The organism is Pseudomonas mendocina (assembly GCA_037482215.1).
Lineage (GTDB): Bacteria > Pseudomonadota > Gammaproteobacteria > Pseudomonadales > Pseudomonadaceae > Aquipseudomonas > Aquipseudomonas mendocina_E.
This window is the reverse complement of record CP148074.1, coordinates 3,509,425-3,532,812: the sequence shown is the minus strand read 5'-3', so window position 1 is coordinate 3,532,812 and position 23,388 is coordinate 3,509,425. Positions and strand designations below refer to the sequence as shown.

Annotated in this window: 16 protein-coding genes; 6 read left to right on the top strand and 10 right to left on the bottom strand. The window is 56.9% G+C overall.

Annotated elements, in window-relative coordinates; translation table 11 throughout:
* Positions 1 to 36 precede the first annotated feature (36 nt).
* From WG219_16515 to WG219_16490, 6 genes are all read right to left on the bottom strand, one after another.
* Complete coding sequence (locus tag WG219_16515; GenBank protein ID WXL24898.1) at positions 37 to 1,413, bottom strand: L-serine ammonia-lyase; 1,377 nt, start codon at positions 1,411 to 1,413, stop codon at positions 37 to 39.
* 86 nt (positions 1,414 to 1,499) lie between these two features.
* The gene (glyA, locus tag WG219_16510; GenBank protein ID WXL24897.1) at positions 1,500 to 2,753 is read right to left on the bottom strand and encodes a serine hydroxymethyltransferase; all 1,254 of its coding nucleotides are present in this window, start codon (positions 2,751 to 2,753) and stop codon (positions 1,500 to 1,502) included.
* 114 nt (positions 2,754 to 2,867) lie between these two features.
* Complete coding sequence (gene gcvP / locus WG219_16505) at positions 2,868 to 5,717, bottom strand: aminomethyl-transferring glycine dehydrogenase (GenBank protein WXL24896.1); 2,850 nt, start codon at positions 5,715 to 5,717, stop codon at positions 2,868 to 2,870.
* A gap of 9 nt (positions 5,718 to 5,726) precedes the next feature.
* Positions 5,727 to 6,104 (bottom strand): glycine cleavage system protein GcvH, encoded by a 378-nt coding sequence (gcvH, locus tag WG219_16500; GenBank protein WXL24895.1) that lies wholly within the window; start codon positions 6,102 to 6,104, stop codon positions 5,727 to 5,729.
* A 329-nt stretch (positions 6,105 to 6,433) separates the two neighbouring features.
* A complete protein-coding gene (locus WG219_16495) occupies positions 6,434 to 7,237 on the bottom strand; it encodes a transglutaminase family protein (protein WXL24894.1) in 804 nt (267 codons plus the stop codon).
* 140 nt (positions 7,238 to 7,377) lie between these two features.
* Positions 7,378 to 7,644: a YebG family protein gene (locus WG219_16490; protein WXL24893.1), complete on the bottom strand. Its 267-nt coding sequence runs from the start codon at positions 7,642 to 7,644 to the stop codon at positions 7,378 to 7,380.
* Positions 7,645 to 7,970: 326 nt separating this feature from the next.
* On the opposite strand from WG219_16490, the gene WG219_16485 reads away from it, so the two are divergent.
* Together WG219_16485 and WG219_16480 are read left to right on the top strand one after the other, a co-directional pair.
* Complete coding sequence (locus WG219_16485) at positions 7,971 to 8,435, top strand: phosphate-starvation-inducible PsiE family protein (GenBank protein WXL24892.1); 465 nt, start codon at positions 7,971 to 7,973, stop codon at positions 8,433 to 8,435.
* A gap of 472 nt (positions 8,436 to 8,907) precedes the next feature.
* Positions 8,908 to 12,111 carry an autotransporter outer membrane beta-barrel domain-containing protein gene (locus WG219_16480; protein ID WXL24891.1) on the top strand — a complete coding sequence of 1,068 codons (3,204 nt, stop codon included), beginning with the start codon at positions 8,908 to 8,910 and terminating at the stop codon, positions 12,109 to 12,111.
* 49 nt (positions 12,112 to 12,160) lie between these two features.
* On the opposite strand, the gene WG219_16475 is transcribed toward WG219_16480, so the two are convergent.
* The 3 genes from WG219_16475 to arsB all read right to left on the bottom strand — a co-directional run bounded on the left by WG219_16475 (position 12,161) and on the right by arsB (position 17,023).
* Positions 12,161 to 14,788 (bottom strand): DEAD/DEAH box helicase, encoded by a 2,628-nt coding sequence (locus tag WG219_16475; protein WXL24890.1) that lies wholly within the window; start codon positions 14,786 to 14,788, stop codon positions 12,161 to 12,163.
* 199 nt (positions 14,789 to 14,987) lie between these two features.
* Positions 14,988 to 15,863 carry an AraC family transcriptional regulator gene (locus WG219_16470; GenBank protein WXL24889.1) on the bottom strand — a complete coding sequence of 292 codons (876 nt, stop codon included), beginning with the start codon at positions 15,861 to 15,863 and terminating at the stop codon, positions 14,988 to 14,990.
* 104 nt (positions 15,864 to 15,967) lie between these two features.
* Positions 15,968 to 17,023 (bottom strand): ACR3 family arsenite efflux transporter, encoded by a 1,056-nt coding sequence (gene arsB, locus WG219_16465; GenBank protein ID WXL24888.1) that lies wholly within the window; start codon positions 17,021 to 17,023, stop codon positions 15,968 to 15,970.
* Positions 17,024 to 17,112: 89 nt separating this feature from the next.
* Here arsB and WG219_16460 point away from each other — a divergent pair, with 89 nt between their 5' ends.
* The 4 genes from WG219_16460 (at position 17,113) to WG219_16445 (ending at position 19,639) form a co-directional block, all read left to right on the top strand.
* Positions 17,113 to 17,472 carry a metalloregulator ArsR/SmtB family transcription factor gene (locus tag WG219_16460; protein WXL24887.1) on the top strand — a complete coding sequence of 120 codons (360 nt, stop codon included), beginning with the start codon at positions 17,113 to 17,115 and terminating at the stop codon, positions 17,470 to 17,472.
* A 30-nt stretch (positions 17,473 to 17,502) separates the two neighbouring features.
* A complete protein-coding gene (locus WG219_16455) occupies positions 17,503 to 17,973 on the top strand; it encodes an arsenate reductase ArsC (GenBank protein ID WXL24886.1) in 471 nt (156 codons plus the stop codon).
* Between the two features lie 13 nt (positions 17,974 to 17,986).
* A complete protein-coding gene (gene arsH, locus WG219_16450) occupies positions 17,987 to 18,673 on the top strand; it encodes an arsenical resistance protein ArsH (GenBank protein ID WXL24885.1) in 687 nt (228 codons plus the stop codon).
* A gap of 72 nt (positions 18,674 to 18,745) precedes the next feature.
* Positions 18,746 to 19,639, top strand: a complete 894-nt coding sequence (locus WG219_16445) for a DMT family transporter (protein WXL24884.1) — start codon at positions 18,746 to 18,748, stop codon at positions 19,637 to 19,639.
* Between the two features lie 1,310 nt (positions 19,640 to 20,949).
* Here the strand turns inward: WG219_16445 and WG219_16440 are convergent.
* On the bottom strand, positions 20,950 to 23,313 hold the full coding sequence (locus tag WG219_16440) for a DNA polymerase II (protein ID WXL24883.1): 2,364 nt from the start codon (positions 23,311 to 23,313) through the stop codon (positions 20,950 to 20,952).
* Positions 23,314 to 23,388: the final 75 nt, after the last annotated feature.

Below are 23,388 nucleotides of genomic sequence, written 5' to 3'. Positions count from 1 at the left end.
ACCACAGTCGCTTTTAATTCAGGACAGCACGCTTGATCAGCATTCGATGATGTTCACGGCCAGGCCGCCGCGTGCGGTTTCCTTGTATTTGTTGTTCATGTCGGCACCGGTTTGGCGCATGGTGCGGATGACTTTATCCAGCGAAACAAAATGCTGGCCATCGCCGCGCAAGGCCATGCGTGCAGCATTGATGGCCTTGATTGAGCCCATGGCGTTGCGTTCGATGCAGGGCACTTGAACCAGCCCGCCGATGGGGTCGCATGTCAGGCCGAGGTTGTGTTCCATGCCGATTTCGGCGGCGTTTTCCACTTGCTCAACGCTGCCGCCCAGCACTTCACACAGCGCTCCGGCGGCCATGGAACAGGCCACGCCGACTTCGCCTTGGCAGCCGACTTCTGCACCAGAAATTGAGGCGTTCTCTTTGTAGAGAATGCCAATGGCGGCGGCTGTGAGTAGAAAACGCACAACGCCATCGTCATTGGCACCGGGGATAAAGCGCGTGTAGTAATGCAGCACCGCCGGGACGATGCCCGCTGCGCCGTTGGTCGGAGCAGTGACTACACGGCCGCCGCTGGCGTTTTCCTCATTGACTGCCAGTGCGTACAGGTTGACCCAGTCCAGCACGCTCAAAGCATCGCGCAGGCTGGCTTCAGGGTTCTTGCTGAGTTGGCGGTGAAGCGCCGGGGCACGGCGTTTCACTTTGAGCCCGCCGGGCATGATGCCTTCGTTCTGGCAGCCTGCGCTGACGCAATCCTGCATCACCTGCCAGATATGCAGCAGGCCAGTGCGGGTTTCCTCTTCACTGCGCCAGGCAGCTTCATTGGCGAGCATCACCTGACTGATGGAAAGCTGCTGCTGGTGGCAATGCTCCATCAGCTGCTTGGCCGTGGTGAAGGGGAATTTTAGGGGCGTCTGATCGGCGACGATACGGTCAGCTCCGGCGGCTTCATCGTCCACCACAAAACCGCCACCTACCGAGTAGTACTCGCGGCTGCGGATTTGCAGGCCGGCCTCATCGAAGGCCCGGAAGATCATGCCGTTGGGATGGTAGGGCAGGGGCCTACGAATCAACGACAGGTGTTCTTTTTCCACAAAGCGGATGGTCTTCTCGCCCAGCAGCTTCAGCGTCTTGTTGGCGCGGATATCTGCCAGTCGCGCATCAATCGTGCGGGTATCAATGCTGTCCGGGTGGTCGCCTTCGAGGCCGAGCAAAACCGCTTTGTCGCTGCCGTGGCCTTTGCCCGTCGCTCCGAGTGAGCCATACAGCTCGGCACGGATGCTGTGGGTACTGGCCAGCAGGTTTTCACGCTGTAGCCCTTCAACAAACCGCGCCGCAGCCCGCATCGGGCCAACGGTGTGGGAGCTGGATGGGCCGATGCCGATCTTGAACAGATCAAACACACTGAGTGACATGCAATTCTCCGCCTGCGAGTCTAAGTCGTCCTTGTGGGTAACATCATCGGGCGCAGCGGTTAGCGGCGCCCGATGCAACTGCCTGCTTACTCAGCGTAGACCGGGAAAACCTTGCAAAGGTCTGCCACTTGCCCACGAACGCGCTCAACGACTTCCGGATTTTCGATTTCATCGAGAATGTCGCAGATCCAACCGGCCAGCTCGCGGCATTCACCTTCCTTGAAACCACGGGTGGTGACGGCTGGAGTGCCGATGCGGATGCCGGAAGTTACAAAAGGCGATTGTGGATCGTTCGGTACGGCGTTCTTGTTCACGGTGATGTGGGCGTTGCCCAGTGCGGCATCGGCCGCTTTACCGGTCAGGCCTTGCTTGACCAGGCTGATCAGCATCAGGTGGTTATCGGTGCCGCCGGAGACGACATCGTAGCCACGGCCGACAAATACCTCCGCCATGGCGCGGGCGTTGTTGATCACTTGTTGCTGATAAGTTTTGAACGAAGGCTCCAGCGCTTCTTTAAAGCACACGGCTTTACCGGCGATCACGTGCATCAGCGGGCCGCCCTGAGCGCCGGGGAATACGGCTGAGTTGAGCTTCTTCTCAATCTCCTCGTTGGCCTTGGCGAGGATCAGACCGCCGCGTGGGCCACGCAGGGTTTTGTGCGTTGTGGTGGTGACCACATCGGCGAACGGAATCGGGTTCGGGTACAGGCCTGCTGCGACCAGACCAGCCACGTGGGCCATATCGACAAACAGCAGTGCGCCGACTTTGTCCGCAATCGCGCGGAAGCGGGCAAAGTCGAGGGTGCGCGAGTAGGCGGAGAAACCGGCGACGATCATTTTCGGCTTGTGCTCAACCGCCAGACGCTCGACTTCGTCGTAGTCGATCAGGCCTTGCTCGTCGATGCCGTACTGCACGGCGTTGTACAGCTTGCCGGAGGAGGACACTTTGGCGCCGTGGGTCAGGTGCCCGCCATGGGCCAGGCTCATGCCCAGAATTGTGTCACCGGCATTCAGCAGGGCCAGATATACCGCGCTGTTAGCGGAAGAGCCGGAATGCGGTTGGACGTTGGCGTAGTCTGCGCCGAACAGCTGCTTGGCGCGCTCAATGGCTAACTGCTCGACTTTATCTACATGCTCGCAACCACCGTAATAGCGTTTGCCCGGATAGCCTTCGGCGTATTTGTTGGTGAGACCGCTGCCTTGCGCCTGCATGACGCGCTGGCTGCAATAGTTTTCCGATGCGATCAGCTCGATATGGTCTTCCTGACGCTGTTCTTCTGCATTAATCGCCGCGAGTAGGGCGTCGTCGTAACCTTGCAGTTGATCGTGTTTGCTGAACATAGATGCGGCCTCACGTGAATTTTTTGTAGGTGCTAATAACCCTGCCCGGTGGGCACTGCGGGTTTGAAACGTGAAACAAACTGCGGCCCGCGGATGCACGGGCCGCAGGTGTTATCAGTCCTGATACGCCTCGATAGGCGGGCAGGCACAGACCAGATTGCGGTCGCCGTACACGTTGTCGACACGGCCTACCGGTGGCCAGTATTTGGCCTCAATCAGGCTGGCAAGCGGGTACACGGCTTGCTCACGGCTGTAGCTGTGGGTCCACTCGCCAACCAGCTCCTGCGCGGTATGCGGCGCGTTCTTGAGCGGGTTGTCGTTGGCATCCAGGGTGCCGTTTTCCACCGCGCGGATTTCGTTGCGGATGGCGATCATGGCGTCGCAGAAGCGGTCCAGTTCTTCTTTGGATTCGCTTTCGGTCGGCTCAATCATCAGCGTGCCCGCCACTGGGAATGACATGGTCGGCGCGTGGAAGCCGAAGTCGATCAGGCGCTTGGCCACGTCGTCTACGCTGATGCCGCTTGAGTCTTTAACTGGGCGGATGTCGAGGATGCACTCGTGGGCCACCAAACCATTGCTGCCGGTGTAGAGCACGGGGAAGTGCTCTTCCAGACGACGGGCGATGTAGTTGGCGTTGAGGATGGCCATCTGCGACGCGCGCTTGAGGCCTTCGCCGCCCATCATGGTGATGTACATCCAGGTGATAGGCAGGATACTGGCGCTGCCAAACGGTGCTGCACTGACCGCACCTTCTTTGCGCTGCATGTTGTTGTGACCCGGCAGGAATGGGATCAGGTGCTCTTTCACGCCAATCGGGCCAACGCCTGGGCCGCCACCGCCGTGGGGGATGCAGAAGGTTTTGTGCAGGTTCAAGTGAGATACGTCGCCACCGAACTTGCCCGGTGCGCACAGGCCGACCATGGCGTTCATGTTGGCACCGTCGATGTACACCTGGCCGCCGTTGTCGTGGATGATCTGGCTGATCTCGCGGATGCCTTCCTCAAACACGCCGTGGGTGGACGGGTAGGTGATCATCAGCGCCGCCAGACGCTCGCGGTGCTCTTCAGCCTTGGCCTTGAGGTCAGCGATGTCGACGTTGCCGTTGCTGTCGCACGCGGTTACCACAACACGCATACCGGCCATGCTGGCGGTTGCCGGGTTGGTACCGTGGGCCGATTGCGGGATCAGGCAGATGTCGCGCTGATCATCGCCGCGGCTCAGGTGATAGGCGCGGATGGCCAGCAGACCCGCGTACTCACCTTGGGAGCCCGCGTTTGGCTGCAGGGATACGCCGTCATAACCGGTTGCCGCGCAGAGCATGGCTTCCAGTTCGCTGGTCAGTTGGCTGTAGCCTTCACTCTGCTCAGCTGGTGCGAACGGGTGCAGGTTGCCGAATTCAGGCCAGGTGATCGGCAGCATTTCACTGGCGGCGTTGAGCTTCATGGTGCAGGAGCCCAGCGGAATCATGCTGCGATCCAGCGCCAGGTCTTTGTCGGCCAGTTTGCGCAGGTAGCGCATCAGTTCGGTTTCGCTGTGGTAGCGGTTGAATACCGGGTGCTCAAGAATGGCCGACTGACGCTTTAGGCCTTGCGGCAACTGGCTGCTGATGCCAGTGGTCAGCTCATCAAATTTAGGAGCGGTCTTGCCATCGGCAAACAGATTGAGCAGCGCTTCAACTGCGGCTTGATCGGTGGTTTCATCGAGAGACAGGCCCAGGCGCTGATCGTCGATTTCACGCAGGTTGATCCCGGCAGCGCGGGCTTTGGCATGTAGCGCAGCAGTCTGAGCACCGGTAGCGACAGTCAGCGTATCGAAGAAGTGAGTTTGCTCGACACTGTAACCCAGCGCTTTCAGGCCTTTGGCCAGAATGGCAGTCAGTGCGTGGGTGCGCTCGGCAATCTCAATCAGGCCTTTCGGGCCGTGGTAAACCGCGTACATGCTGGCGATGTTGGCCAGCAGCACCTGAGCGGTACAGATGTTACTGGTGGCCTTCTCGCGGCGGATGTGCTGTTCGCGGGTTTGCATGGCCAGACGCAGAGCAGGCTTGCCGAAACGGTCAATGGACATGCCGACCAGACGGCCCGGCATATCGCGTTTGAACGCATCGCGGGTGGCGAAGTAGGCGGCGTGCGGGCCACCAAAGCCCAGCGGCACACCAAAGCGCTGGGCGCTGCCCAAGGCTACGTCGGCACCAAACTCGCCCGGCGGGGTGAGCAGGGTCAGGGCCAGCAGGTCGGCGGCCACCGCTACCAGTGCATTCACTGCGTGGAAGCGTTCAACCAACTCGCGGTAATCGAAGATGTCGCCATTGCTGGCCGGGTATTGCAGCAGCGCGCCGAAGAATTCAGCCGGGTCGCTAATACTGGCTTCATCGCCCACAACCACTTCAATACCCAGCGGTTCGGCGCGGGTGCGCAGCACGTCGAGGGTTTGTGGATGGCAATGCACGGAAGCGAAGAAGCGATTGCTGCCTTTGTTTTTCGACAGGCGCTTACAGAAGGTCATGGCTTCCGCTGCGGCGGTGGCTTCGTCCAACAGTGAGGCGTTGGCGATTTCCATGCCGGTCAGGTCGCTGATCAGGGTCTGGAAGTTCAGCAGGGCTTCAAGGCGACCCTGAGAAATTTCAGGCTGATAAGGCGTGTAAGCGGTGTACCAAGCCGGGTTTTCCAGCAAATTGCGCAGGATCGGGCTGGGCGTCAGGGTGCCGTAGTAACCCTGGCCGATGTAGGTCTTGAACTGCTTGTTCTTGCTGGCGATGGTTTTGATTTTCGCCAGTGCATCAGCCTCAGAAAGCCCAGGCAGCGAGCCGAGTACGCTGCTGCCTTTGATGCTGTCTGGGATGACTTTGTCGGTCAGGCCATCCAGGCTGTCGAAGCCCAGCAGCTCCAACATGGCGGCGATATCAGCTTCGCGTGGGCCAATATGGCGGGCGACAAATTCGTTCTGGGTATTCAGCTTGGTCATCGCAGGGTCTCAGCCGTTGGATTTGATCAGGTTTTGGTAACCGGCTTCGTCAAGCAGGTCATTGATCGCAGCTGGGTTAGATGGGCGGAAGCGGAAGAACCAGCCTTTACCCAGTGAGTCTTCATTGACCAACTCCGGGCTGCCTTCCAGCTCACTGTTGATCTCAACCACTTCGCCATCCAGCGGCATGGTGATGTTGCTGGCCGCCTTAACCGACTCCAGCACGGCAACTTCATCGCCTTGAGAGTAGCTCTGCACTTCAGGCAGTTGGACGAAAACCACGTCACCCAGAGCGTCTTGCGCGAAATCAGTGATGCCAACGGTGATCAGACCATCGGCGTCTTGACGCAGCCATTCGTGCTCAACGGTAAAACGCAACTCGCTCATGGAAACTCCTTGAAGTGTTGTCGCTGATTTCAGCGATGCCCCTGGGGCGGTGTGTGTCGCCTGCATTCGTGAGCAGGACGGGTCAAAATCCATGGGCTATGTGCAAGTGCAGTGCCATAAGGCTGAAAGCCATAGTTTTAGGGGCTTAGCGAGCGTTTCTAGGCAATGAGAGGGGGGAGAGGCTGTATTGAATTCAATACATCTTTAGCCGGCCAGTCAGCTGGGACTGTTGTTGATGGGCGTTTTAGTCGTGATTAGGCAGATTCGGGTCGCTTGGGGTGTTGTGTATTTAAATCAATACGGTGTATTTGTTTTGTTACATGGCGGCCTTAATGAAGAGCCGGAGCTGATTTCAACGATTGCAGACGCTGAGTCAGCTCCAGTCGCTGGGAGGCGTTTTCACACAACAGCAGAGCATTCTGCACGTCGAACTTTTCCGCGTGAGGGCATTCCAGGATTCTGTAGATGTCAGCTCGGGCCAAGTAATCATTGAGTGATGGCTGGCCAAGCAGCAAGACCCGCTCAGCATCGTGCAGAGCCGCCATCGGTTCATCATTATTCAGGTGCAGTTGGCGGAGATTGCGTGATAGACGCTGAATGATTTGCTGAGGCGTGCTGGTCCGCATGTGGTTGGCACTGAGTTCAACTTGAGCGTTGAAATGGCGTTGCAGCAGCTCGCGGCATTCGCGGGTATACAGGCGCCGCCCGCTGCAGGGGTCCAAAAGGTGGTCTGCTCCAGGCACCCGAAGCAGGAAATGGCCGGGAAATGAGACGCCTTGCAATGGAATATCCAGTCGCCTTGCCAGCTCGATTGCCAATAGGGCAAGGGATAGCGGCTGACCACGTCGCCGTTGCACGACGCGGTGCATCAGCGCTGCTTGCGGGCGGATGGGGTATTCGTCGTCTTCATGGAAGTCCAGTTCACTTAAACGGCGCAACAGAGGCTGGGCCAGCTCCTGAGCTGGAGCATTGGGTAATGCATGGCTGACCTGGAGTTGCAGGAGGTTGAGCTGTTTAAGGACTTCGGCGGGAATAACATCTGGGTGATGTTCGGCTGCCACCCACAGCGCAGCCTCAAATAAGGCAGGAGTTGGTCGTTCCAGGCAGGCGAGGCAAGCAGCGCGAGGGTCCATGGCATTCTCCCGGTGTTCCGGGTTTTGTAGCCAAGGTTGGAGCCTTCGTCCAGTGGTTTTTATTGGATGGGTAAATCCGTGTGCTGGGCCGTGATTAAGAAATGCTCCAATGCCAGACATTGAAGCATTTCGTGCCTGACTTACGCTTCGGCCTCTGCGGTAGAACCCAGCTCGGCCAGCGCATCTGGCTGGTTTTTGAAGGCTCTGGCGAAAATGTCGCGGTTTTTGGCCATGTAAATGCCCAGTTCTTCACCTTGTTCCTCACTGAGGGAGGGGACTGCTTTTTGCAGCACATCGGTGAGCAACTCAGCCAGTTCGAGCATCTTGTCATAGCGGTCGGCTTCGGCTTTATCCATAAACAAACGCTCCAGATCCCGGCTGCTGCGGTACACCACTTCGACGGCCATTCATCACCTCTACGCCTTTATGCTAATGGTTGAAATACTGGTTATTCATACAGTTTTGCGAAGGATAAAGCACGCGTAACCATTTGAATAGTAGTAAAGGAATCCGGGAACTGGCCGGTATGGGAAATGCTGAGGCTATCTATCTGCCGAAAGTGGTTATGACAGGCGTAAAAATCGAGTCATAACGCAGGCGCGGCGAGTTGCCGCATGCGTGAAGAGTTCTTAGTAAGGTCGTGCAATCCGTTGCACAATCAGGCCGTCCTGCTCCTCAGGCAGTGATGATGGGTAAGAACTTGCAGTATTTGGATCTAACCGGGGGGCAGAGAATGAAGTGGGCTGAACGCGCCCGTGAGGCGATGCATCACAGTGCAAACTCACTGGGTAATTTGATGGTTGAGGGCTTTCACCTTCTGGGGCTATTTGTAATCGGCGCAGCCACTGTTTGGTCTGCACTGTTTACCTTCATCGGCATGGTGGACAAAGGTTCCGCCAGCATCGACGACATCCTGCTGCTGTTTATCTACCTCGAAATGGGCGCGATGATCGGCATCTACTTCAAAACTAACCACCTGCCAATCCGCTTTCTGCTTTACATCGCTATTACGGCGCTGACCCGCTACCTGATCGGTGATGTATCCCACCACAACAAGCCAGACTTGGGGCTTGTGTATATCTGCGCCGGAATTTTGATTTTGTCGCTCTCGGTGCTGGTGGTGCGTTATGCGTCCTACAGATTCCCGTCGAAGCGACCGCTGGATGTAAATGGCGGGGATTTGATTGATAAGAACTGACGATACATGAAAGGCGCGAAAGCGCCTTTTAGTTATGGATATGTTTATCTCTCGCTGGGCCATTAGGCTATTTACTTCTGCAAGTCTCATATTTCAGGAACTTCCTACAGTTGTATAGGGTTTTCCTTCAATGACTTTTAGTCGCATCTCTATAGGATTTGCTCTTCGGGTATGTCGGCAATTGAGCTGACTGAGCACTGATTATCTTCTCTGCTGCCCAGCTGTCCTGCGTTGTACTTCTTACCGGAGTGTTCGAGACGATTATGCGGTCAATCTCGAGTCTCCGAGGCTTTCAGTTGCTATTGATTACGCATGTGGCGCTAGCCATTGGATGCGCAGGCATGACTAGTGTGTGGTGTTGCAGCTAAAAGTTATTGGCTCAATGTATATGGGTGTGAATTAAAACGCCACTCAACATGCACTTAAGGAATAAGTCGGCGCTATGTCGTCGAGCATAAGGAATTACTTCTGCATGAGTAAAGCTTCTACTCGCCATAAAGTTATTGGTCGGCGCTATTCACGTTTCTCGCTTGTTCCCAGCTTTTTAGCTAATGCGCTATGGATGGTATTACCAGTTCATGCTGCTACTCACGGCCCACTTTATATAAATAACGGCTCCAGTATTTTATTGGGTGAGGAGGATGTCGTAAGGGCTTCTGGAAGCAGCAAAGCTGTTTGGGTCAGTGGATCAGGCAGTTCGGCAACTATTAATGGAAGCCACATCGAGGCACTGGGCAGTGGTGGCGGTGTGCATGCTTCTGGTGGTGGACAAATAACCCTGAGGGATGCAGTAGTATTTGCAGATGGTAATACTCTTTACGCGACGGGTGTCGGCAGCGTTATTGATGCCACCAATATCAGGATTGGGCTGGGAGGCTATGGCATAGGTTCAGCTGGCTTGCAGGCACATAACGGCGGTGTCATTCGGTATGGCCAAGGTGATGCTACGCAGGCTGAGTCGATATACACCTTTAGTTCATATGGTGCTGGTAGTGAACTTCATATAACCGATTTAACGCTTTCCACAGAGAAAGAAGGACGCTTTCGCGCAGGCTTGGGCGGATTTTTGACCGTGCGTGATAGCCAGCTATCCATGGCGCCTACCAGCATTCTTTCTGGTTTTAATGTTTCTGACGCTGGCAGTCGTGCCGAAATTTATAACTCAAGTTTGGAGGGAGGTTGGTTTGACGTCAGCAACGCGGGCAGTCTGCACCTTGAAAATGTAACTGCTAATTCTGAGGGCGGCAGCTTACGCGTGATGGGGAACCGCCTGCAGAGGCAGTATAGCGCTGCAGAAATTGTTGGTGGACGTTTCACTACGTTTGGTGGCTATGGCATCAATCTCAATACTTGGGCCAAAGTCGTTGCTCGTGATGCAGTTTTTAATGTGCGTGATGGCTACTCAGGGGTCTGGATGGCTGAGGAGTCGTATTTGCAGCTGTCAGACAGTGCGATCAATACATGGAATCATAATCTCGGGCATGGTGTTGATATCTTCGGTGGCCAGGCAAATATTCAGCGTTCGGAGATTACTACCTATGGCGACTACGTGTATGGCTTACGCCTAACCAGCTCAACAGCGGGTCTTAGTCGTGTAACGGCAAGTGAAAGTAATATCCGGGTCATGGGAGATGGTGGTGGTGGTCTTTTCCTTGGGGGATATGCTGTCAGAGCTCACCTTGAGGACGTCACAATCCAGTCGGATGGTGATAACAGCTTCGGCATTGTGCAAATGAACACTGGCAGAATTGATCATGCTTCTGGTCTGAATATCTTAATGAGTGGCGAGGGGGCTGGAGCGTATCGTTCTTACCTGACTGAGTTTGGTAACTATTGGAACCTAGCAACATTCAACGACAGCACTATTGAAACACTCAGTGGGCCAGCGTTCTGGCAGCAGGGTAGCAACCACGCTTTGGTTGTTAATGGAAGTGATGTCACTGCGGCTAAAGGTAAAGGTCTGATGCTGCGGGTGAGCGACACTGTATTTACTGATGGCCGCACTGTTGCAACAGGGCGTATTGATTTTACCTCTGACGCCAGTGTTTTGCGTGGTGATGTGGCAGTGGACAGTGCCACTGCCTTTTTGGACATGCAATTAAAAAACGGAACTGTATTCAGTGGCTCGCTGCTCAATAATTCCGGGTATCAGGTATCACAACTTGCGCTGGATAGCAGCAGTCGGTGGAATGTACTAGCTAACTCCAGTATGGGCACATTTAACCATGCTGGTACCGTTGTTTTTGAGGCGCCTGTTGGTGGCGTTTTCAAAACCGTTACGGTTTCCGGTGATTATGTCGGTCAAGGTGGACATTGGCTGTTCAATCGCGCGCTCGGTGATGATGCCTCATTGGGCGATCAATTGATCATTCAGGGCAACAGTAGCGGGACTGCCACTGTAGGTGTCCTAAATGCAGGCGGTGCAGGTGCCCAGACCAGTGAGGGGATCCGTCTGATTAGCGTAGCTGGGCGGTCTGAAGCAGAGTTTACGCTGCAAGGTCGCGCCGTTGCGGGTTTGTACGATTATTTCCTGTTCAAGGGCGGTGTAAGCACGCCGAATGACGGCAACTGGTATCTGCGTTCGGAGCTGAATCAGAGCGAGGAGCCGGAGCCAGAGCCAAAGCCAGAGCCAGAGCCAGAGCCAAAGCCAAAGCCAAAGCCAGAGCCAAAGCCAAAGCCAAAGCCAAAGCCAGAGCCGCAACCTGGGCCCACCCCCTCCAAGCCCCAGGTTGAACGGCCCGAGCCAGCGGTGTATGTGGCCAACCAGCGCGCGGCCCGAAGCATGTTTCAGCACGGTTTGTATGATCGCGCAGGCGATCCGGCAGCTAAGGCTGGCAGTGATGGCCAGACAATTGTGTGGATGCATGCACGCGACAGTCAGCCGAATAAGCGTGAGGACAGTCAGCAGGTTCACGTTGAGGGCGATGCCTCCAGCATGCTGCTGGGGATTGGCCGACGCCTTGCCACGGACACTGGCGGCGAGTTACAGGCCGGGGTGATGCTGGGCCAAGGGCGCGCTAGCAATCGCAGCCGCTCGCAGGTGACGGGTTATGCCGCGCGTGGCGAGGTCGAAGGGCGCAGCGTGGGGCTTTATGGTACCTGGTTGCAGGATGCGAAAATGGAGGGCGGTGTTTATGTGGATGGTTGGCTGCAATATGGCCGTTTCCACAACAGCGTCCGAGGTGATGGGTTGCCCGAGGAAAACTATAAATCGCACAGCTGGACTGCCTCTGCCGAAGCCGGTTATACCCTGCCGTTAAGTCGTAACGAACAGCGTGGTGTTTACGTCGAGCCGCAGCTACAGGTGATATACAGCGAGTATGACGCTGATCGTGTTGTGGAGAGCAACGGCACCGTTGTCAGGGACGAGAGTGATGAGGCTATCACTACTCGTTTGGGCGTGCGTTTATACAGTCGTGAAACATCTTCTGGCCAGCATCCGGTAAATCCGTATGTGGCGGTAAATTGGTGGTTGGGTGGTAATAAAGCCGCTATCAGTGTGGATGGAGAGAGTCTGCGCCGTAACACACCGCGTGACATGATCGAAACCAAGGCGGGTGTGCAGGTGAACCTGTCGTCTGGCTGGCGCGGGTGGGGTGAGATCAACAGCCAGGCCGCTGATGGGATTGATTTCAGCGAAGTGGGCGCACAGGTTGGTGTTTCATATAACTGGTAAGTCGTAGCACCCTCACCATCAGTTTTTGAGCTGATGGTGAGCGACTCGATTAGTCTTCCAGCGGCGCAAACAACGCCTGCAAATCCTCTTCACTCAGCTGCAACTGGCTTTGGCTACCGCCCGCCAGCACACCTTTGGCCAGGTTGGCTTTGGCATATTGCAGCTGCTGGATTTTCTCTTCTACGCTGCCTCGGGCAATCATTTTGTAGACGAACACGGGTTTGTCCTGGCCGATGCGGTAGGCGCGGTCGCTGGCCTGGGCTTCGGCGGCGGGGTTCCACCACGGATCGAAGTGGATCACGGTGTCGGCGGCGGTAAGGTTAAGGCCTGCACCGCCGGCTTTCAGGCTGATCAGGAAGATCGGTAGCTCGCCCGCCTGAAAGCGTTCAACCGGGGTGCGGCGGTCCTGAGTATCACCGGTGAGTTTGGCGTAAGGGATTTGCCGGGCCTGGAGTTCGGCTTCGATCAGCGCGAGCATGCGGGTGAACTGGGAGAACAGCAGCACTTTGCGGCCCTCAGCGAACAGTTCTTGCAGCATGTCGAGCAAGCCGCTGAGTTTGCCGGAGTCGGCGCTGGTCAGCGTACTTTCTTCATCCAGCAGGCGCAGGTCGCAGCAGGCCTGCCGCAGGCGCAGCAAGGCTTCGAGGATGACGATCTGGCTACGGGCCAAACCTTGGCGGGCCACTTCGGCACGAACCTTCTGGTCCATGGCCAGGCGCAAGGTTTCGTAGCGGTCGCGCTGGGCGGCGGTCAGCTCAACCCATTGGATAATCTCGGTTTTCGGCGGCAGTTCGCTGGCTACCTGTTCTTTGGTGCGCCGCAAAATAAACGGTTTGATGCGTCCGGTCAGGTGCGCAAGGCGTTGCTCGTTGCCGTTTTTCTCAATCGGAACGCGGTAGTCCTGATTGAAGCTTTTGTAATCGCCCAACCAACCCGGCATAAGGAAGTTAAACAGTGACCACAATTCGCCCAAGTGGTTTTCCAGCGGCGTACCCGTCAGGCACAGGCGTTGATCTGCCTGCAACTGGCTGGCGGCGCTGGCGGCCTTGCTGCGCGGGTTTTTGATGTTTTGCGCTTCATCGAGAATCAGCAGGCGGTAGCGATAGGCACCCAACGCTTTCAGATCGCGGGGCAGCAAGGCGTAGGTAGTAAGGATGATCTGATGCTCGGGGATCAGTTTGAACTGGCTGCGGCGCTTGGCGCCATGCAAGGCCAGTACTTTGAGCTGAGGTGTGAAGCGTGCCGCTTCATCCTGCCAGTTGGGAATCAGGCTGGTGGGCATCACGATCAGTGCGGGATGCTGTAAGCGACCGGCTTGGTGTTCGCAGAGGATATGCCCGAGGGTTTGCAGGGTTTTGCCCAAGCCCATGTCATCAGCCAGCAACCCACCGACATTCAGCTCGGCCAGCCCCTGCATCCAGGCCAACCCTTGCAACTGGTAGGAACGTAATTCGGCCTGCAGGTCTTTTGGTGTTTGCTGCTCTTTACCTTCCAGCGCTTGCAGGCGTGAGGCAAAGTCGCGGAGTTCACTGCCGCCTTGCCATGAAAAACTCGGGCCGGTTTGCAGATGGTTGAGTTTGCTGGCATCAAGTTTGGACATGCGGATGCGCTGGGACGATTCGCCCGGCTCACGCACAAACAGTTCACCCAGCGTGGCCAGCAGAGGCTTCAGACGGGCCAGCGGCAGGGCGACGCGCTTGTGGTTGGGCAAGCTGACCAGCAGTAGTTCGTCGTCATTGCGCTTGTTTAGCGCTTCGCCGTTGAGCAGCCAGGGCGTACGGCGGATGGCTTGCAGCAATACAGGCAGCAGGCTGATGCGCTCGCCTTCGACCTCAATACCCAGTTCCAGATCGAACCAGCTTTGCTCCGGGTCTTCATCGACCTGCGCGTACCAGTCATCAATCTGCGCCAGGTTGAACTGGAAGTCCGGCTGCATGTTGACCTGCCAGCCTTCCAGGCGCAGTTGCGGCAGTTGCTCGCGGACAAAATGCAGCCAGGCGGTTTCGTTCAGATGCTCATAAGCTTCGCCAGCGCTTTCCGGCAGGGCATCACTTTGGCGCAGGGCGACTTGCAGGCCGGTCTGTTCCAGACGCTTGCGCAGCAGGGCTTCAGCGCTCAAGTCGCGGGTAATGCGCAGGTGGTGTTCAGGCGTCAGCCGTACCAGCAGCTCTTTGTTCTGCTTACCGGTGGCCAGATGACCGTCATAATCAAAGGCCAGCGCGGCACGATGCTGGGTTTGTTCCAGCATGCGGCCTTTGCGAGCGTCGAAGTGCACACGGACTAAACTGCCAAGGCTGAGCACGGCTTTGGGTTGCAGGTTGTCGAGACGTTCTTCGTGGATTTTCGTCTCGTTGACAATCAGCGAGGACAGGTCTTCACCACGTTCCTGCAAGGCTTGCAGGGTCAGCAGGGCGCTGGCCACGTGTTTACAGTTGGCGCGCACTGGGCAGCTGCACTTGCCGTTCACGTTCCAGCCGCGTTCGGTCGGCTGCAGGACGATGCGTTGTTGATAGGCATTGACCGCCGAACCCCAGCAGTTGGCCTGTAAGGTACTTTCCTTAATGCTGAGTAAGCGGCTTCGCCCCTGAGTCGCGTATTGCTGGCCCCGGGTGAAATCCCCTTCATCAAATTCTGCGCGCCAGTCCTCCTCGCGCAGGTGCAGGATATCGAGCGCCATCAATTGAAACTGATCCGACAAATAAGTGAACGCAAAATCAAAAAGCCTTTCCTCAAGACAGCCGGTGATTTTTACACAGACTCACGGGCAATAGCAGGTGGTGCTAATACCACTTGGCAGTAAACCGAGCTGGTTTATAGATAAGGAGAGGTCAGTTCAATGCAGGCCATTTGCTCGCGGATGAAAGGTCATGTCCTGTTTAGGGGCGAAAAGCACTGCGATACTGCCCCGGCGTTGCGCCATGGGCCTGACGGAAACGGTTGTTGAAGTGACTCGGGCTGGCAAAACCGCAGGCCTGAGCGATGGCGCTTAGGGGCTGGTCGGTATGTTGCAGCAGGGACTGGGCGTGACGCAGGCGCTGGGCCAGCACATAACGGTGCGGTGGCAGGCCAAAACTTTTCTGAAACATGCGGGCGAAGTGGTATTCGGACAGCGCGCAGAGTTGCGCCAGCTCACCCAGGGTGATCGGGCTGGCCAGATTGACCTGAATGTAGTCCACAACGTGGCGTCTAAGAGTGGGAGCAAGGCCACCTTTAAGCTGCACGCCCTGACGCCGTTCAACTTGTGAAAAGACAGTGTGCTGGATCAGCTCATGAGCCAGGCTGCTGGTGAGCAGGCGTTCGCCGGGCTCGTTCCAGTCGAGCTGACACAACTGGCGGAAGCGCTGCGCTTGCTGCGGGTCATCCACATAGGTGCCTTCGCGCATGTGCAGCTCACGGGGTTCTCGATCCAGCAGGCGCATGGCGGCCAGAGCGAACTGTTCCTGACTGATATACAGGTGCGCCAGTTGCACTTCACCATTGATCACCCACGCCGACTGATGCCCGGCCGGGAGGATGCACAGCTTGTCCGGTGCGCCCTTGCTGTGCGGTGCATCCCGGCGGAATGTGCGGGTGCCGCCACTTAGGTAGCAGGACAAGGTGTGGTGAGTCGGAGCGTGATAATTCTGGGCATCGTGACGGTTCTGCCAGATAGCCGCAGCCAGCCCGTCACCCAGCTCGGCACTGCGTTGCAGGCTGGCATGAGGCGAGTTGTTGAGGCTCTGAAATACCTGTAGATGCTCAAGTTGGGACATAGCTCCTCCTTCCGCTAATCATCCTACGCTTGGCTTGAGCGGCTGCCAGCCCCTTGCAGAACAAAAGCGCAAGTTTGTGCAATTGGCCTCGCAGCAGGATGGATTCAGCGCGATTCGTACCAGACCTTGCTGCGGTTGATTTGTTGCACCAGCCAGAGCATCACCGGTACTTCGATCAGAACACCGACCACTGTGGCCAGCGCCGCGCCTGAGTTGAAACCGTACAGAACGATCGCCACCGCTACAGCCAGCTCAAAGAAGTTGGAGGCGCCGATCATGGCTGCGGGGCCTGCGATATCGTGACGTACTTTCAGCGTGCGGCACATCCAGTAGCCCAGCGCGGCGATAAACAGTGTCTGCAACAGAATCGGCACGGACAGCAGGGCGATGATCAGAGGCTGTTCAACGATGTTCCGGCCCTGGAAAGAGAACAGCAGAAGCAGTGTAGCCAGCAGAGCAATGATAGAGGCTGGAGCTAGGCGTTTGAGGGCGTTGTTGAACGCCTCCTCACCACGACGCAGCAACCGGGCGCGTAGCCATTGGGCAATGATCAGCGGAATGATGATGTACATCACCACCGACAACAGCAGAGTGGCCCACGGCACCGGAATCGCCGAAACGCCCAGCAGCAGGGCGACGATGGGGGCAAAGGCAAACACCATTACCAGGTCATTAATCGCCACCTGGCTCAGGGTGAAGTTAGCGTTGCCGCTGCACAGGTTGCTCCACACAAACACCATCGCCGTGCAGGGCGCCGCGCCCAGCAGAATCAGGCCCGCCACATAGCTGTCGATCTGATCAGCAGGCAGCCAGTCGGCAAACACATGACGCAAAAACAGCCAGGCCAGAAACGCCATGGTGAAGGGTTTGATCAGCCAGTTCACGGTCAGGGTGACGGCCATGCCAGCGCGTTGCTGGTAGATCTCGTTGAGCCCGCGGAAGTCAATTTTCATCAGCATGGGGATGATCATCACCCAGATCAGCACGCCGACCGGCAGATTCACGTGAGCCACTTCAAGGCTGCCAATAGTCTGTGCAGCGCTAGGCGCGTAGAGGCCGAGCAGGGTACCGACGACCATACACAGTAATACCCAAACTGACAGATAACGCTCAAAGCGCCCTAACGGCGCTGATGAAGAGGAAGCGGTTGGTTCAGACATGATCAAATACCGGTGAGTTGAATATATGGTTTTCAAGATATATGGAAATCTGTATATTCGGCAAATCGAATTTATCGGTAGGTGTGGAAATGCAAACGGAAGCCATTGATCCGCTGACCTTGTTTAAGTGCCTGGCAGATGAAACCCGCGTGCGCATGGCGCTGTTGATCGCTGCTGAAGGCGAGTTATGCGTCTGCGAGCTGATGGCGGCGCTGGATGACAGTCAGCCGAAAATCTCCCGCCATCTGGCCCAACTGCGCAACTGTGGTCTGCTGCAAGACCGCCGCAGCGGCCAGTGGGTCTATTACCGCCTTCACCCGGAGCTGCCCGAGTGGGCCGTACAGGTGCTGAACACCACGTTGCAGGCCAATCAGCAATGGCTGGCAGATAACAGCGACAAGCTGAAAAACATGCGCAACAGGCCGGAACGCCTGGGTGCATGCGGTTAATTCATTTACTTCTTGAGAGTTGAAAGAGTCATGGACGTACTTTTCCTGTGCACCGCCAACAGCTGCCGCAGCATTCTGTCTGAGGCCATCTTCAACCAACTGGCACCCGCAGGTTTTCGTGGCCACAGTGCGGGCAGCTTCCCTAAGGGTGAAGTGCACCCGCTGGCGATTGAAGCCTTACAGCGTGCTGGTGTGCCGGTGACGGGCCTCAGCAGCAAAGGCACGGATGCGCATGAAGCGCTGAACCCGGCCATCGTCATCACCGTTTGTGACAAAGCTGCCGGAGAAGCCTGCCCGGTGTACTTCGGTGCCGCGCAAAAGGCGCATTGGGGCCTGTCTGACCCGTCCGATGTGGAAGGTACCCCGGAGCAAATCGAGGCTGCATTTGATCAATGCGTCGCCATCATTCGCCGCCGCGTGCAGGCGTTCTTTGACGCACAGCCCACTACCTTGAGCCGTGAGGCCCTGCACGCTGAGCTGAGCCGTATCGCTAGCCTTTGATTTTGGAGTTTTTATGCCTGCCGACCTGCCCAATATTGATCCCGAGCTGCTGAAAATCCCGGCAATCAGCGGTGAGAAACCGCGCATCCTGCTGCTGTACGGTTCCACCCGCGAGCGCTCCTATAGCCGCTTGCTCACAGAAGAGGCGGCGCGCTTGCTGCAAGCCTTTGGTGCCGAGACCTACATCTTCAATCCCAGCGGCTTGCCGCTGCCGGATGATGCGCCGGAGGATCACCCCAAAGTGCAGGAGCTGCGAGAGAAGGTGCTGTGGGCAGAAGGCATGGTCTGGTGCTCGCCCGAGCGCCACGGTGCAATGACCGGCGTGTTCAAGTCCCAGATCGACTGGATTCCCCTGACCATGGGCGCAATTCGTCCGACTCAGGGCAAAACCCTGGCGCTGATGCAGGTGTGCGGCGGCTCGCAGTCGTTCAATGCGGTCAACCAGATGCGCGTACTGGGGCGCTGGATGCGCATGTTCACCATCCCCAATCAATCCTCCGTGGCCAAGGCGTTTCTGGAGTTCGACGAAGCGGGGCGGATGAAGCCGTCTTCTTACTACGACCGTGTGGTGGACGTGATGGAAGAACTGGTGCGCTTCACCCTGCTACTGCGGGATAAGCCGGAGCTGGTGGATCGCTATTCCGAGCGTAAGGAGACGGCGGAGGAGCTTTCACGCAGAGTGAATCAACAGTCGATTTAAAAAGCGCAAGGTTATGCAATCGCTTTGAGTGGGATGTGCGGCAGACTACTCGCATCTGTGAGGAGTCTGTTGATGAACATTTCGCTCTACCTGTTGACCGTACTGATCTGGGGCACCACCTGGATTGCCCTGAAAATGCAGCTGGGCGATGTGGCGATTACCGCTTCCATCGCCTACCGCTTCGGCTTGGCAGCGCTGGTGCTGTTCGCCTTCCTGCTGCTCACTGGCCGCCTGCAACGTCTTGACCGACGCGGGCAGACCCTGTGTCTGCTGCAAGGGCTGGCGCTGTTCTGCCTCAATTTCATTTGCTTCTACAACGCCAGCCGCTGGATTCCAAGTGGACTGATTGCGGTGATCTTCTCCATGGCCACGCTGTGGAATTCGCTGAATTCGTGGTTGTTCTTCAAGCAGAAAATCTCCGCCAATGTGCTGATCGGTGGCGGCTTCGGTTTGCTCGGGCTGGGCTTTCTGTTCTGGCCGGAGCTGGCCGGTCATGAAGCCAGTCGCGAAAGCCTGTTGGGCATCGGTTTAGCCATGCTCGGCACCTTATGTTTCTCCGCAGGGAATATGCTCTCCAGCCTGCAACAGAAAGCCGGTTTCAGGCCGTTGACCACCAATGCCTGGAGCATGCTCTACGGCGCACTGATGCTGGTGGCGCTGTGTGTGGTGATGGGCACACCGTTCGGTTTTGAATGGACGACGCGTTATGTCGGCAGCCTGCTGTTCCTCGCCATCCCCGGCTCGGTGATTGGTTTTACCGCTTACCTGACGCTAGTCGGGCGCATGGGGCCGGAGCGGGCGGCTTATTGCACTGTATTGTTCCCGGTGGTGGCGCTGAATATCTCAGTGTTTGCGGAGGGTTATCAGTGGACGACGGCGGCGTTGTTCGGGCTGGCGCTGGTGATGGTGGGGAATGTGTTGGTGTTTCGGAAGCCTAGGCCGAAGGCTGAGGTGGAAGTGGCGTGAGGTGAGATTGAAGCTGCGCCAATTGGTAAAGCAGTTGGCGTTGGTCTCGTAGGTGACGTTTGGCTTTTAAAAGGGTTTCGCCCTTCTCGGGCGAGTTTCTTTTGTCAGTTACCGGTTGGCCGGCCCATAAAATGAAACCAAAAAATCTTGCCCCGTCATTCGGCCCTGCGCTTCGCTCCGGGGGCGTGCCCGGAAGGGGCATTTTGCGGTGTTTTTACGAGTTGTGTTCCCGGCTTATTTCCGTATGAATGTTCGTGTGATTGGCGGCTAGTCTGCTTTGCTGGCTACCCACTATTGAGTTATCTGACGGGACAGGATGTCAGATCAATGACAAAGGATGCATCTCATGCTCTTAGTGTTGCCCAAAGGTACTCTGATGGAGTTGTGTGTTCAGGCCAGTAAAGATGGTATAGCGTTGGATGAGCTTCAGAGTATCTGCACGTGTTTCAATGTTAGTCGTGCACAAGCATTGAATGAAATATCGTGGTTTGTAGCTGAAAGTTATCTGGCTCAGTCTTTCGGCTATGAATTCTGTAGCGATGTTATGAATGGCGTTTTTACCGCTATCACTGATCTGGGGATGCTAGAGGCGACTCTCCAGCCTGCATTTTCTATATATCAAGCTTTTGATGACGGGGAGTGGAGGCGAAGCGAGGACTTACCGGAAACAGATCCTACGGAGAAGTACACAAGACCCTCAGTCCGAAGGATTGTTAGCGGCATAAATGAGGATTAATACAAGCGCTAGACTCTTTTTATTACGTGGCCACTAAGCCTTTTGGGCCCCGTTATGGTCACCCATCAGAAGGAGCCATTTTTAGTGTTCTTGCGGATAGTGGAACACTGATTTTTCGCAGCATAATGTTCGTGCCATTGGTGGGTAATCTGCTTCGCAGACTTACGCCACCCTACGGTTCGTGGGCTTTTGTAGGGTGGTGTAAGGCCGAAGGCTTACCCACCTATGTGTCAGTTGCATCCATGCAGCTCCAGAGTCTTCACGGTTGTGTGAGCCCCACCCAAGCCCCCATCAGAAGGCCAAACGCAGGTGCTGTGTAGGGGAGTGAGCCGCATGGATGCGGCGAGAGTCGTAAAGGGCCATGGATGGCCCTTGTACGACGGCCCCTGGAGCAGTGCCGGAGTGCGGGAAGTTTCGCGTAGCGAAACCCGGATGCTGGGGTGCATTTCTTTTGCTTACTTTTCTTTTGTGCGGTGTGCACGCAAAGAAAAGTGAGGCGACCGTAAGGGGCGCAACCCAAACGGACAGGCAACACGATGCTTCGGGATCTCGCCTGAGCAAGAGGAACCTACATTCAGAACAACCCCAACTGCCCCCCAACCAACGTCCCGAAATCATCATCCACAAACGGCAATATCGCATCCGCCACCGGCTGTAGTTGCTTGCTGAGGTAATGCTCGTAATCCATCGGCGCGCTGAGGGCTTCCAGGGGTTGGGGGCCGCTGGTGGTGATGACGTAGTTGATCCAGCCGCCGTTCTGGTATTGCAATGGGCGGCCGTGGGCGGCGTTGTGTTCGTCGGCGAGGCGGGCGGCGCGGACTTGTGGGGGGACGTTGCGTTCGTAGTCGCTGAGCTGGCGGCGCAGGCGTTTGCGGTAGACCAGCAAGTGGTCAAACTCGCCGGAAAGCGTGCGTTCAACGTAGTCGCGCACGTAGGCCTGATAGGGCTGACGCAGGAAGATTTTTTCGTACAGTTCACGCTGGAATTGTTGTGCCAGCGGCGACCAGTCGCTGCGTACGGTTTCCAGGCCCTTGAAGACTATATCGTGGCTGCCGTCTGCGCGTGTCACTAAGCCTGCATAGCGCTTTTTGCTGCCTTCATCCGCGCCGCGAATGGTGGGCATGAGGAAGCGTGTGTAATGGCTTTCGTACTGCAGCTCCAGGGCGCTGGTGAGGCCGAATTCTTTAAGCAGATGATCCTTCCACCATTGGTTGACCTTGGCCACCAGTGCGCGGCCGATGCGGGCAGCGTCTTCTTCGTTGTGGGGGCGTTTGAGCCAGACGAAGGTGGAGTCGGTGTCGCCGTAGATCACTGTATAACCTTCGGCCTCTATCAGCTCGCGGGTGCGGCCCATGATCTGGTGGCCGCGCAGGGTGATGGAGGAGGCCAGGCGCGTATCAAAGAATCGGCAGCCGCTGGAACCCAGCACACCGTAGAAGGCGTTCATGATGATTTTCAGGGCTTGCGAGAGTGGGGCGTTTTTCTCCCGTTTTGCCGCCTCGCGGCCTTGCCATACGCGCTCAACAATCGACGGCAGCGCATGTTGGGTGCGGGAGAAACGGCCGCCGCGAAAGCCTTCCACCGAGTGTGCATCATCCGGCTGGCGCAGGCCTTCGATTAGCCCCACAGGGTCGATCAGGAAGGTGCGGATAATCGACGGATACAGGCTTTTGTAATCCAGCACCAACACCGATTCATACAGGCCCGGTTGTGAGTCCATCACAAAGCCGCCGGGGCTGGTGTGGGGGGCTTTATCGCGCAGGTTTGGCGCAACAAAGCCCAGGCGGTGCATCAGCGGCATGTACAGGTGCTCGAATGCTGCCACCGAGCCGCCCATACGGTCGGCGGGCAGGCCGGTGACGGTGGCGCGCTCGAGCAGGAAGTTGAGGATGTCGGTCTTGGCGAAAATCTCTGTGACCAGCTCGCAGTCGCGCAGGTTGTAGCGGGCCAGCGCCGGTTTGTCCTCGGCGAACATGCGGTTGATTTCGTCCATGCGCTGGTAGGGTGTGGAGATGTCTTTGCCGGTGCCGAGCAGGGTTTGCGCGACGTTTTCCAGGCTGAATGAAGGGAACGACCAAGTGGCCGAGCGCAGCGCTTCGATGCCGTCGATGATCAGCCGCCCGGCCACGTTGGCGAAGTAGTGGTTATTGCCGCTGCCGTGCTCCCGCCACTGTATTTCGCTGCCATCGCGCCCAAGCAGCAAGGGTACGCCGAGTTCGCGGGAGTGTTTGTGCAGCACGCGGAAGTCGAACTGAACCACGTTCCAGCCAATGATGGCGTCCGGGTCGTGGGTTTGTATCCAGTGATTCAGGCGTTGCAGCAGCTCGGCGCGGGTGGCGCAGAACTCCAGAGCAAAATCCACCGGCGCATCGTCTTCTTTGGCGCGACCCAGCATGTATACCTGACGCTGGCCGCAGCCGTGGATGCCGATGGAATACAGCTCGTCAAACTCGCTGGTTTCGATATCCAGCGAGGCCAGTTTGAGGGCAGGGCGATAGTCTTGTGTGGGTTTGATCTGGGCGTTGAGCAGTACGCCGCTGGCATCGGCTTGGCCGCCAAACAGCACCGGTGCGTTGATAAAACGCTCCATCAGGTAGCGCTCGGGTGGGCGCACGTCGGCTTCGTAGATATCCACACCGGCGCGGATCAGCTGCTTTTCCAGATCAATTAGCTGATGGTGTTGCTGGCAGTAGAGGCCCACAACCGGGCGGTGGCGAAAATCTTTCAGGCTAAGCGGGCGCAGCTCAGCGCCTTTTTCTTTGCTGATCACCGCCAGCGCTTTGTCCTGCTGTTCGGCGGGTATAAACGCAACGGAGGTTTGCTGCGGAATGCGGATGCGTCGCGGGCCATCGTCGGTGGCCAGCCAGAACTCCACCTGCGTCCCGTCCGGCGTGTCGCGCCAGTGTCGGGTCAGAAGAAAGCCCTGTTGTAAGTCCACCGCAATTACCTCGAACGAATAAGGCGCTGATTCTACGTGTCTCTGGTCTGTATGCCTATACAGTGTGTCGGCTGG

What these genes read in the sequence shown, in the direction of transcription:
- WG219_16455 (WXL24886.1), top strand. Translation starts at nt 17,503, where the DNA reads ATGGACGTACTTTTCCTGTGCACCGCCAACAGCTGCCGCAGCATTCTG.
- gcvP (WXL24896.1), bottom strand. Translation starts at nt 5,717, where the DNA reads ATGACCAAGCTGAATACCCAGAACGAATTTGTCGCCCGCCATATTGGC.
- gcvH (WXL24895.1), bottom strand. Translation starts at nt 6,104, where the DNA reads ATGAGCGAGTTGCGTTTTACCGTTGAGCACGAATGGCTGCGTCAAGAC.
- WG219_16495 (WXL24894.1), bottom strand. Translation starts at nt 7,237, where the DNA reads ATGGACCCTCGCGCTGCTTGCCTCGCCTGCCTGGAACGACCAACTCCT.
- WG219_16480 (WXL24891.1), top strand. Translation starts at nt 8,908, where the DNA reads ATGAGTAAAGCTTCTACTCGCCATAAAGTTATTGGTCGGCGCTATTCA.
- WG219_16460 (WXL24887.1), top strand. Translation starts at nt 17,113, where the DNA reads ATGCAAACGGAAGCCATTGATCCGCTGACCTTGTTTAAGTGCCTGGCA.
- WG219_16515 (WXL24898.1), bottom strand. Translation starts at nt 1,413, where the DNA reads ATGTCACTCAGTGTGTTTGATCTGTTCAAGATCGGCATCGGCCCATCC.
- WG219_16470 (WXL24889.1), bottom strand. Translation starts at nt 15,863, where the DNA reads ATGTCCCAACTTGAGCATCTACAGGTATTTCAGAGCCTCAACAACTCG.
- glyA (WXL24897.1), bottom strand. Translation starts at nt 2,753, where the DNA reads ATGTTCAGCAAACACGATCAACTGCAAGGTTACGACGACGCCCTACTC.
- WG219_16475 (WXL24890.1), bottom strand. Translation starts at nt 14,788, where the DNA reads ATGGCGCTCGATATCCTGCACCTGCGCGAGGAGGACTGGCGCGCAGAA.
- arsH (WXL24885.1), top strand. Translation starts at nt 17,987, where the DNA reads ATGCCTGCCGACCTGCCCAATATTGATCCCGAGCTGCTGAAAATCCCG.
- WG219_16485 (WXL24892.1), top strand. Translation starts at nt 7,971, where the DNA reads ATGAAGTGGGCTGAACGCGCCCGTGAGGCGATGCATCACAGTGCAAAC.
- arsB (WXL24888.1), bottom strand. Translation starts at nt 17,023, where the DNA reads ATGTCTGAACCAACCGCTTCCTCTTCATCAGCGCCGTTAGGGCGCTTT.
- WG219_16445 (WXL24884.1), top strand. Translation starts at nt 18,746, where the DNA reads ATGAACATTTCGCTCTACCTGTTGACCGTACTGATCTGGGGCACCACC.
- WG219_16490 (WXL24893.1), bottom strand. Translation starts at nt 7,644, where the DNA reads ATGGCCGTCGAAGTGGTGTACCGCAGCAGCCGGGATCTGGAGCGTTTG.